The organism is Bacteroidota bacterium (genome assembly GCA_034723125.1).
In the GTDB taxonomy this organism is placed as follows: domain Bacteria; phylum Bacteroidota; class Bacteroidia; order CAILMK01; family JAAYUY01; genus JAYEOP01.
Genome location: JAYEOP010000190.1, coordinates 3,355 through 14,488 on the forward strand (window position 1 = coordinate 3,355; position 11,134 = coordinate 14,488).

The following is an 11,134-nucleotide window of genomic DNA, read 5'->3' on the forward strand; positions in this document are numbered from 1 at the left end:
GGACTTTGAAATAATAATATAAAGATGCGAAGTGTACACAATCAATGAGATAATTTTTGTAAATTCTTTAAATTTAAACATTTGAATCCTGTTTAGTAGAGTTTTCTAAGAGACACTATTTATTACATTATTTTAATTTTGAAAAAAATATATATTTATAGATGAATATAATAAATATTCTTATATTTGCACTGTAAAAAAGAAAAAAAATTATTAAAATTTTTTTGATAAAGTGTCAAAGAAAGTTATTTTCATAAGTAAAAATATAGAAAATGAAAAACAAATTATTTGCAATTTTTGTCTTTATTGTTGTTTTTTCAAGCATTAAAGCCCAGGAGATATTTCATAAATCATATAATTTATATGATATGACCAATGCTTATGACATTCAGCAAACTCCTGATGAGGGATTTATAATTACAGGTGAAGTTAAAAAAGCAGGACAAGAGTCACATCTTTTTTTAATTAAAACAAATAAGGATGGTGATACGAGTTGGACAAAGATATACAGTAACGGAACACTAACGGAACAGAAAGGAACATCAGTTATTTATACTAATGATGGTGGATATCTGATAAGTGTTAGAGCAAAAAACGGCTCAAATTATTATGCTAAAGCTGTTAAAACAAATAGTTTGGGGAATATAAGTTGGGAAAAAAGTTATGGAAACAACAATCAGTACAGTGAATTTAATGACATGTTGGAATTATCAGATGGATTTGTCTTTTCCGGTTTTATCTATTCAAATACCGGTACGGGTAATGATGTTTTACTGATAAAAACTAATAAGTCGGGAGATACTTTATGGACAAAGACTTATGGCGGATTGGCTTATGATCATGGCTTTTCTTTAGACAACACAACTGATGGAGGATTTATTATTGCAGGTAATACTCAAAGTTTTGGTGTCGGTGGATATGATGCTTATTTAATAAAAACAAATAGTACAGGAAATTTGTCATGGACAAAAACTTATGGGGGAAACAATGATGAATATGCCTATTCGGTTCAGCAAACAAATGATGGTGGTTATATTATTGGCGGATACACTAAAAGTTTTGGTAAAGGGAATGAGGATTTTTATCTTATAAAAACAAATTCAACAGGGGATACAACATGGACAAAAACTTATGGCGGGACTAAACTTGATATTGCACGAAATGTTTTCCAACTCTCTAACGGAGCATATTTAATATCAGGATATTCAAAGAGTTTTAACTCTTATGAGAGTGATTATTATTTTTTGAAAACTGATGCTAACGGTATTAAATTATGGGAAAAAACTTATGGTTTTCCATCTTTTGTTGTTGATGAACTATATTCTGCACTGCAAACAATTGATGGAGGATTTGTTTTTGTGGGTACATCAAAAAAAACTACTTTAGAGGCTGATGCTTATGTTGTAAAAACGGATATGAATGGATGTGCTATTTTGCCTCCTGAAATAAAGGCAATAGGCGAATCAAAGCCCGGAATTTTTTGTGAAGGAACAACATTAACATTAAAAACAGAAATAACTTATGCAAGTTATTTCTGGTCGAATGGCAGTGGTGATGCACAAATAAATATTGATTCTTCAGGAGAATTTTTTGTAAAAGTTATTGACAACTTCGGTTGTATTGCTTTTTCCGATACACCTTCTTTTAGGATGTTTCCAAAACCGCTAATAGATATAACTGTAGATGGCAAATTGGAATATTGTCCCGGAACTTTTGATAGTTTAAATTTACATGCTACAAAGGGATATACTTCATATTTGTGGAATCCGCCAAGTAACGATACCTTTGCTGATTACACAGCAAAATCTTTTGGAACTCACAAAGTTTATGTTACTGATTCTAACGGTTGTAAAAATAATTCTTCTGTTACAATAAAGAAATATAGTCCTTTTGATGGTGAAAATATTTGCGTTGTTACAGTGGATACAAACACAAATAAAAATTTGATTGCATGGGAAAGAACAGGAGGGGAAAGAACAGCATATTATAAGGTTTACAAAGAAACTACTCAAGCAGGGATTTATAACCAAATAGGCTCTGTTCCTTTTAAAGATGTAAGTGTTTTTGTTGATAAAAATTCAAATCCTTTTGTGAAAGCTGACAGATATAAAATCAGTGCTGTTGATTCATGCGGTACTGAATCACAATTGAGTTCTTTTCATAAAACGATGCATTTGAATGCAAATGAAGGAACAAGTGGGGAAGTAAATCTTATTTGGGAACATTATGAGGGTTTTGTATTTGCTACTTATAAAATTTATAGAGGAACCTCTCCTTCTAATTTACAACTTATTGATTCAATTCAAAGTAACTTATTTTCATGGACAGATGTAAATCCGCCTTCTTCAGCAGTTTATTATAAAGTTGCTGTTGTAATGCCTGATACTTGTTACCCTACTCATGTTAGAGCAGGAACAACTTCAGGTCCATTTAGTCAATCTCTTTCCAATCTGAAAGATTATGGAGTTTCACGTCCCGATTATTTTGATGTAATGCCTCAATCAGTTATTCTTGATTCAGGAAAAGATTCAATAACAATTAATATTTTTACAAATTTGAAAGACTGGTCAATCTCACACGGAAAAAGTTGGTTGAATGTTGAAAAAGATGAATTTAATAAAATAATTACAATATCTTCTTCTGTTAATTTTAAGAATGTTGATAGGGTAGATACTATTTTCTTAAGTGCAGGAGATCTTGAAGTAAAAACAATTATAGTAACTCAAAGTGCAATGTCTTCGATTGAAGAGGGAAAGTTAGTTAATTCAATAAAGATTTACCCTAACCCTTTTACTGAAGAAACCAATATTGCTTATAAATTAAAAACAGTAGCCAACGTAAACATTGAGGTTTATAATTCTTTTGGTAAAAAAATAGAAACGCTTGCAGACTATGAACAAAAGCCGGGGAATTATGTTTTAAGCTTCAACCCAAAACAACATTCCGATGGATTGTATTTTATTAAATTACAATTTAACAATAAAGTATTGATTAGAAAAATATTAAAATTTTAAATAATTTAATAAAAAAGAAATAAAATGAAATACACAGTATTCTTAATAACAATGTTATGTATTATTTCACTAAATTCTTTTGCAACAAAAGTTTCTTTTACTGTAAAGAACCTTTGCAATGGTGATGAAACAGAATTGAATAGTACTTCCTTTAGTAAAGACAGTATTTTATACTTTAACTGGGATTTAGATGGTGATGGGCAATTCAATGATGATTTAGGAAAAACTGTAACAAAAAAGTTTTCATCAGAGGGAGTTTATTCTGTTGGTTTGCAAATTGTAACTGATGTTGGTGATACAATGTCGATGCACAGAAATATTGAAATATTTCCTAATCCATTTGCAGGTTTTAGCACTGCGGTTCTTTGCTCAATGGATTCTACCGAATTTACAACTACTTCGACAATAAGCAAAGGTAAAATTACAAACTATTTCTGGGATTTTGGTGATGGTGAAAGAGCCATTTTTAATGATAGCCCCAAGCATAAATATGGAAAATCATCAACTTATTCTATAAATCTTTTGATTGTATCAGATAAGGGTTGCAAAGATTCGCTACGAAAAAATGTTACAATTCGTAAAACACCGGAAATTGTTTTTGATTTTAGGGATGATACAATATTTTATGAAGGTAAAAATGTAATTATTAGTCTTGAAGGTAATTATCCTACAATTTTATGGTCAACAGGAGAAAGTTCAGACTCTATAATTGTTGATGAAAGTAAAACGATTTCTGTTAATGTTACTGATTTTTATAGTTGTTCAAGTTCTGCCTCTGTGTTAATAACAGTTCTTCCTAAGCTGGAATTAAATCCTATAGACATATTAACTCCTAATGGTGATGGAAAAAATGATTATTGGAGAATTGAAGATATGGGAGGCTACAAGCAAATAACTGTAAATGTTTATAATAGATATGGTGATGAAGTTTATAGTAGTGAAAATTATTCAAATGATTGGCAGGGTGATTTTAATGAAAATCCATTACCTGAAGGAAGCTATTACTACATAATAAAAATTATTGACAATAATAAAATTTATAAAGGCACATTAACAATCTTAAGATAGAATCATAATTTATTTTAATTTTTAAATTAATAAAAAATTATAAGGATGAAAAAAATAAATATTTTTATACTTGCATTCCTTTTTTCTCCGGCATTGTTGTTTTCCCAACAAATGCCCATAAATGACCAATACATATTTAACAATTATTTCTTATCACCTACTTATGCTGGAATAGATGGAAATACTAAGTTGTTTTTGGGTTACAGAAATGAAAGAATTAATTTCCCGGGCTCAACACTTTTAAATACTTTTAGTTTGGATGTGCCTGTTGCTAAAAATATGGCTTTTGGTGCAAGTTTGTTATCCGACCAATCTGATGTTTTTAAAAATATGTTTGCTTCATTAAGCTATACTTACCGTGTTAAAATAACAGATGACCAGAGTCTTAGCTTTGCTTTATGGGGTGGGATATATGAAAATACTCTTGATTTTTCACATAAAAATAATTATGAAATTATTGTTGACGATCCTGTAGTTTATAAAAATATGAATTTGCGAGGCACAGGGATAAACTCAGGAACAGGAATTTTGTATCAGCTTTATGATTTTAATTTAGGAATTGATGTTCCTTATTTAATAGAAAGTAAATTGAATTATAAAACAGCAGACAATGAATCTCCTTATCAATTGCACAGGACATATCAGACACATGCTTCATATCCTTTTCAAATTAAAAATGACTGGGAAATAAAAGCAATTGTTATTGGACGATATACAATGAATACTCCTCTTAACTGGGAAGCAGCAACTACAATAAAGTATAAAAAGAAATATTGGTTTGCAGTAAACCTAAGAAAAAGTATGGAAACAGGATTTAGTCTTGGAGGGAAAATTAACGAAAGTATTGTTTTAAATTATACTTATGAATATTCTAATAAAGCACTGGGAGTATATAATTCAGGAACACATGAAGTAGGTATAGGATATTATTTTGGAAAAAGAAAGATTGGGAAATATACACCATCGGAGAATGAAAAGAAGCTTCAAAGGGAAATTGATAGTATGCAAAATTATCTTTCAAAACTTGAAAAATTTGTAAATGAGCTTCAAAAGGATACAGATAAAGAGGAATCAGTAGATATTAAACAATTGAAAAACGAACTGGAACAATTGAAAAGCGAGATGAACAATATGCTTGTTGAAGTTGCTAATATCAGGGAAAATGTTGATTCAAACGATGTTGATAATATTGACTCAACTGCCAATGGTGAAAGAGTTTATTATGTTGTTCTTGATTCATACAAAAAGCTTGAAAATGCAGTAAGAGGTGCAGAAATTTGGAAGGAACGAAACTTTAAAGCACTTGTTATAAGCAAGGATGCAACGAGTTGGTATCATATTTATGAAAATAAATATACCGACCTTGGCGAAGCCCTTGATAAAATGAATGAAATTAGAAAAAAAGGTTATCCAAAAGTTTGGGTTTTAATATATAAATAATTCTGTATTATGAAATTAGTAATGCCACTTATCGTTTTTGTTTTGTTAGTGTCAATTAGTTTTGGACAATCATTCTCCAGAAGTGTAATAGCTACTGCGGGTTTTGATATTTCAACTAATGCAGAAAAACTTTCTTATACAATTGGTGAGCCTATAACTCTTACATTTTCAGATGATGAAAATATGTATTTCCTTACTCAAGGATTTCAACAATCAACAAAATTTATTTCTAAAATATTTGGTGATGAGATGTATTCTCCGCAGATAAGACTTTTTCCAAATCCAACAAGAGATAAGATTTCTATAGATTTTCATGATTCAAAAATTGAGAATTTAGAAATTGAGATTTTTGACCTTTATGGGAAAAAAACAGAATTGAAATTTAGGAATAGAATTTTTAAAAGTGAAAATAATGTTGTTTCAATAGATATGACAAGCCTTTCAACAGGAATTTATTTTATTGGTATAACATTTCAATATTTAGGAAAAGAAAACAAAGTAGCATATAAAGTTGTGAAGATTTATTAATTGAGATAAATAAAATATATAATATTATGACAACACATTCATTAAATAAACCGCTCATTAGTTTGCTTATTTTACTTAGTACATTTGTTTTTAAAATGGATGTAAATGCACAAAATAAGATTCCCTATGGGATTACTTATCAGGCTGTAGCAAACGATGAAAATGGAGAGCCAATAGCAAATAGTCAGCTTTTTGTTCAAATTAATATTAAAAAAGGCGGACTCTCAGGCGAATTGGTATGGCAGGAAAGCCATAATGTTATGACAAATGGATTCGGACTCTTCACTTTAATTATTGGTAAGGGTACCAGTACATCACAGGGAACATCTGTATCTTTTAAAAAAATTAATTGGGCGGAGGGAGAATATTTTATTAAGGTGCAAACTGATTTTGGTAGTGGATTAAAAGATATGGGCTCAGTAGAATTGCAGTCGGTTCCTTATTCAATAATTGCCGATTCTGCTTTGCATGCACCAATACCACGACTTGCTCATCTTATTGATGTAAATAAAAATGGATTAAAAGTTAATGAAACTTTGAAATGGAATGGCTCTCAATGGGTGCCTGCTGATTCTCTTGTTACTGATTATTTGTTTGTTACAGGGGATGTTTTAATTGGAAGAAATCTTAAGGTAAATAGTGATTTGTATGTTGCCGATACTATTTCTTCAACAACTGTAGATGCACAAAAAGGCGATTTTGATACTATTTTGGTAAATTATAATGCTTTTATTGAAAATGATCTTAGTGTAAAAAATAATGTAGCAATAACAAATGACCTTTTTGTAAACAATAATACAAGTATTCAAAACAATCTTTTGATAGGTCATAATCTTGTAATTCAAAATGATTTAAAAGTAAATAATAATTCATTTATTAAAAGCGATCTTTATGTAACTGATTCAATAACTGCAACAACTGTTGATGCGGATAATGGGAATTTTGATAATCTAATTTTAAATCAAAATGCTTCTATTGGAAACAACCTTGATGTTTGGAATAGTATTACTGCTAGAAAATATATTTTTGCAAAAGATGATATCTTTGTTGACCATGATATTTATGTTTCCGATTCAATTACAGCAACAACTGTTGATGCATCTAAAGGAGATTTTGATAACTTACTCGTAAACAATAATGCTGTAATCCAGAATAATTTAAATGTAAATAATAGCACAACAATTCAAAATGATTTGATTGTAAATGATAACACCCATTTAAATAGTGACCTTTACGTTACTGATTCTATTACCGCAACTACAATAGATGCCAATAAAGGAGATTTTGATACACTTTTGGTTGATAATAATGCATATATTGAAAATGATTTGGAAGTAAATAACAGTGCTGTAATTCAGAATAATTTAACCGTAAATAACAGTACAACAATTCAGAACGACCTGAATGTAAATGATAATACTTATTTGAATAGTGACCTTTATGTTACAGATTCTATTACCGCAACTACAATAGATGCTAATAAAGGAGATTTTGATACATTACTTATTGATAATAATGCATATATTGAAAATAATTTAGTAGTAAACAACAGTGCAACAGTGCAAAACGATTTAATAGTAAATGATAAAGCTTGGATAAACAGTGACCTTTATGTTAGCGATACAATAACAGCAACAACTGTTGATGCATCAACCGGTGATTTTGATAATTTGCTTGTTAATATTAATGCAGTAATTCAAAATAATTTGAATGTGAATAATAACACTACTATACAAAATGACCTAACTGTAAATAACAACACCCATTTAAACAGTGACCTTTACGTAAATGATTCTATTACAGCAACAACTATTGATGCGAATAAAGGAGATTTTGATACATTACTTATTGATAATAATGCATATATAGAAAATAATTTAGTTGTGAACAACAGTGCAACAGTACAAAACGATTTGATAGTAAATGATAAAAGTTGGATAAACAGTGATCTTTATGTTTCTGATTCCATTACGGCAAATACCGTTAAAGCAGAAAAAGGAGATTTTACTGATATTGACATTGGTAATAATGTAGTTATTCAAAATGACCTTACAATAACTAATGATTTAAAGGTAAACGGAGTATTTGGACTTCTATCGGGAACAACCGTTAATAAAATTTCAACAGATGGTTCATTTGGAGCTAACAGTGATGATGTCCTCGTAACTGAAAAAGCGATTAAGCATTATATTAGTGTAACCGAAGGTTCGCTTCAAGGAGAAATTGATGTTGATAGTGCTTATTTGTATGGGCGAATTGTAACTAATGAAAATGAAATTTATGATGACTCTGTTTATACCTACAATCTTTTGGGTGCCTCTCACGGAACAGTTGAAGCAGACAGAGCTGTTATTGTTGATGGGAATAAAGACATAAGTGGTTTTAGAAATATGCAAATAATCGGAGATGTTTCTATTAATGAAACTCTTGGGTTTAATACAGGTACAACAATAGATAACTTTTCAACCAATACATCCTTGAGTGGAAATAGCGATAACAATGTTCCAACAGAAAGAGCAGTAAAAACCTATGTTGATGATAAAACTTCAAATTTATCATCAGATGCTGTTTTGCGAGATGGAAGCCAATCACTAACCGCTGATTGGAATGCTGCTTATAATATTCGGGGAAATATGTTTATTTCGGATACTACAGGTGCCCCACCATTTCAGGTTTCTTCAGATGAAGTTGTACAACATCTTCATGCTGACCGTATTGATTCAGTTGAGGGTTGGCAACTAATTATGAGAGACGGTTCTCGTGAATTATTTTCAGATTGGGATGCAGGGAGTAATATAATTACAGCACAACAATTTGAATCAGATGTTGCATTTGGTACAGCACCTTTTATTATTGCTTCAAAAACAAAAGTAGCAAATTTAAATGCTGATTATGTTGATGGTAAAACATTGACAGATTTTGTGTTACTTGATGGAAGCCAGCCATTAACAGCTGATTGGAATGCTTCTTACAATATTCAGGGAAATATGTTTATCTCAGATACTACAGGTGCCCCACCATTTCAGGTTTCTTCAGATGAAGTTGTACAACATCTTCATGCTGACCGTATTGATACACTTGAAGGTTGGCAACTAATTATGAGAGACGGTTCTCGTGAGTTATTTTCTGATTGGGATGTAGGAAGTAATAAAATTATCGCAGAAACATTTGAATCGGATGTTTCTCTTGGAACAGCACCTTTTATTATTGCTTCAAAAACAAAAGTAGCAAATTTAAACGCTGAATATTTAGACGGTAAAACACTATCAGACTTTATGCTTCTTGATGGTAGTCAATCAATGAATAGCGACTTGGATATGGGGAATAAAAAAATTATAAACTTAAAAGAACCTGTAGATAACAAAGATGCGGCAACTAAAAAGTATGTTGATGATTTAATAGCTCTAGATTCAATTTGGCTAAAATTTGATAATAAAATTTATTACAATAGTTCAAATGTTGGAATTGGAATTAAAGATGCAAATGCAACATTTCATTTGAAAGGAAGCTTTTTGGTAGAAGTTACCTCAGATACAGTTCCTGTTATAGGGCAAGGTGCAAGAATGATGTGGGTGCCAAATAAAAAAGCATTTAGATCAGGATACGTTGCAGGTGGTCATTGGGATGCTGACAGCATAGGTAATTTTTCTTTCGCTACAGGATTAAATCCAATTGCTAAAGGTGATTATTCTATGGCTTTGGGGAATAATACTACGGCAAGTGGAAATTCTTCAACAGCTATGGGATATGGTTCAATTGCGAGGGGGGATTATTCAACAGCTTTAGGGCATTATTCCAAAGCAAGAGGTGAATCTTCTTTCTCGGCAGGAGATGGTACAATCGCTTTAGGTAATTATTCAACAGCCTTAGGTAAAAATTCTAAATCAAGTAATAGCTATTCTACATCAATTGGCTTTACTACAATATCCTCAGGTATGTATTCCACAGCCATTGGAAATGCAACTGAAGCATCAGGAAATGCATCAATAGCTGTTGGTGATCATTCAAAGGCTATCGGTGATTTTTCATCTTCTTTAGGGAAATTTGTAACAGCTCATGGAAATGCTTCGTCAGCATTTGGTGATAGCTCGGGAGCTTATGGCTATGCTTCTATTGCAATAGGTTTTAGGGATACTGCAAGCGGAAAATTTTCTCGTGCAATTGGATACTTATCAAATGCAAATGCTGATTTTTCTACTGTTTTAGGTGATAGTTCTGTTGCGTCTTCTTATGCTTCGATTGTATTTGGACTTGGCGATACAGCAAGAGGAAATTATTCACGTGTTTTTGGATTTATGTCTTCCGCAAATGGTAATAATTCTACTGCTATTGGAGATAGCCTTACTGCAAGTGGTTTTTCATCTCTTGCAATGGGAAATGGTGGTTCTGCAATCGGAAATTATTCTTCATCTTTTGGATACAAATCCAAAGCAAATGCTAACTTTTCAACAACTTTTGGATATAAAACTCATGCCGACACAAATTATACTTTTGTAATTGGAAAATACAATGACACTCTTGTTAACACAGCCTTTGAGGTTGGTAATGGAATTGTTACTTCTGCAAGTAATGCTTTAACTTTATATGAAAATGGAAATATGACTATTGCAGGAACTCTTACTGAAAGTTCAGACCTCAGATTTAAGAAAAATATTCAACCTTTGGAGAATGTATTAGAACGTTTATTAACTATTCAGCCTGTTTATTATTATTTTAAAAATCAAAGAATTCATCCATCAGGCAAACAACTTGGTGTGATAGCTCAAGAAGTAAATGAGGTTTTTCCCGAATTAGTAAGAAAAGAAGATAACGGATATTACAGTGTTTCTTATAGCAAATTCAGTTCAGTATTAATTCAGGCAATAAAAGAACAACAGCAAATTATTGATGAACAAAAAAACAAAATAAAGCTTATTGAAGATAAATATATTGAGCTTGAAGAAAGAATGAACAAACTTGAGGATAGAAATTGATTCCAAAACCCATAGGAAACATCCTTATACCAAGTTGCGTTCAAATGTATCATTTAGAATTTGAATTATTTTTTGTTTGAATGATGCATTTGAAGGTAAATTGGTATTATA

General features: G+C 30.9%; 5 protein-coding genes. All 5 read left to right on the top strand.

The genetic code is table 11. The features are described from left to right. Positions 1-272: 272 nt before the first annotated feature. The 5 genes from U9R42_05640 to U9R42_05660 are packed head-to-tail and all read left to right on the top strand — an operon-like array spanning position 273 to position 11,023. A complete protein-coding gene (locus U9R42_05640) occupies positions 273-3,014 on the top strand; it encodes a T9SS type A sorting domain-containing protein (GenBank protein MEA3495502.1) in 2,742 nt (913 codons plus the stop codon). Between the two features lie 24 nt (positions 3,015-3,038). Beyond that, entirely contained in the window at positions 3,039-4,082 is a 1,044-nt protein-coding gene (locus U9R42_05645; GenBank protein ID MEA3495503.1) for a gliding motility-associated C-terminal domain-containing protein, read from the top strand. Between the two features lie 45 nt (positions 4,083-4,127). Further along, positions 4,128-5,522 (top strand): PorP/SprF family type IX secretion system membrane protein, encoded by a 1,395-nt coding sequence (locus U9R42_05650; protein ID MEA3495504.1) that lies wholly within the window; start codon positions 4,128-4,130, stop codon positions 5,520-5,522. 9 nt (positions 5,523-5,531) lie between these two features. Beyond that, complete coding sequence (locus U9R42_05655) at positions 5,532-6,050, top strand: T9SS type A sorting domain-containing protein (protein ID MEA3495505.1); 519 nt, start codon at positions 5,532-5,534, stop codon at positions 6,048-6,050. Between the two features lie 26 nt (positions 6,051-6,076). After that, complete coding sequence (locus U9R42_05660; GenBank protein MEA3495506.1) at positions 6,077-11,023, top strand: tail fiber domain-containing protein; 4,947 nt, start codon at positions 6,077-6,079, stop codon at positions 11,021-11,023. The last annotated feature ends 111 nt before the right edge of the window (positions 11,024-11,134 follow it).

Excerpts from the sequence above, each read along its gene's own strand:
- U9R42_05645 (MEA3495503.1), top strand. The coding sequence starts at position 3,039 with ATGAAATACACAGTATTCTTAATAACAATGTTATGTATTATTTCACTA.
- U9R42_05650 (MEA3495504.1), top strand. The coding sequence starts at position 4,128 with ATGAAAAAAATAAATATTTTTATACTTGCATTCCTTTTTTCTCCGGCA.
- U9R42_05655 (MEA3495505.1), top strand. The coding sequence starts at position 5,532 with ATGAAATTAGTAATGCCACTTATCGTTTTTGTTTTGTTAGTGTCAATT.
- U9R42_05660 (MEA3495506.1), top strand. The coding sequence starts at position 6,077 with ATGACAACACATTCATTAAATAAACCGCTCATTAGTTTGCTTATTTTA.
- U9R42_05640 (MEA3495502.1), top strand. The coding sequence starts at position 273 with ATGAAAAACAAATTATTTGCAATTTTTGTCTTTATTGTTGTTTTTTCA.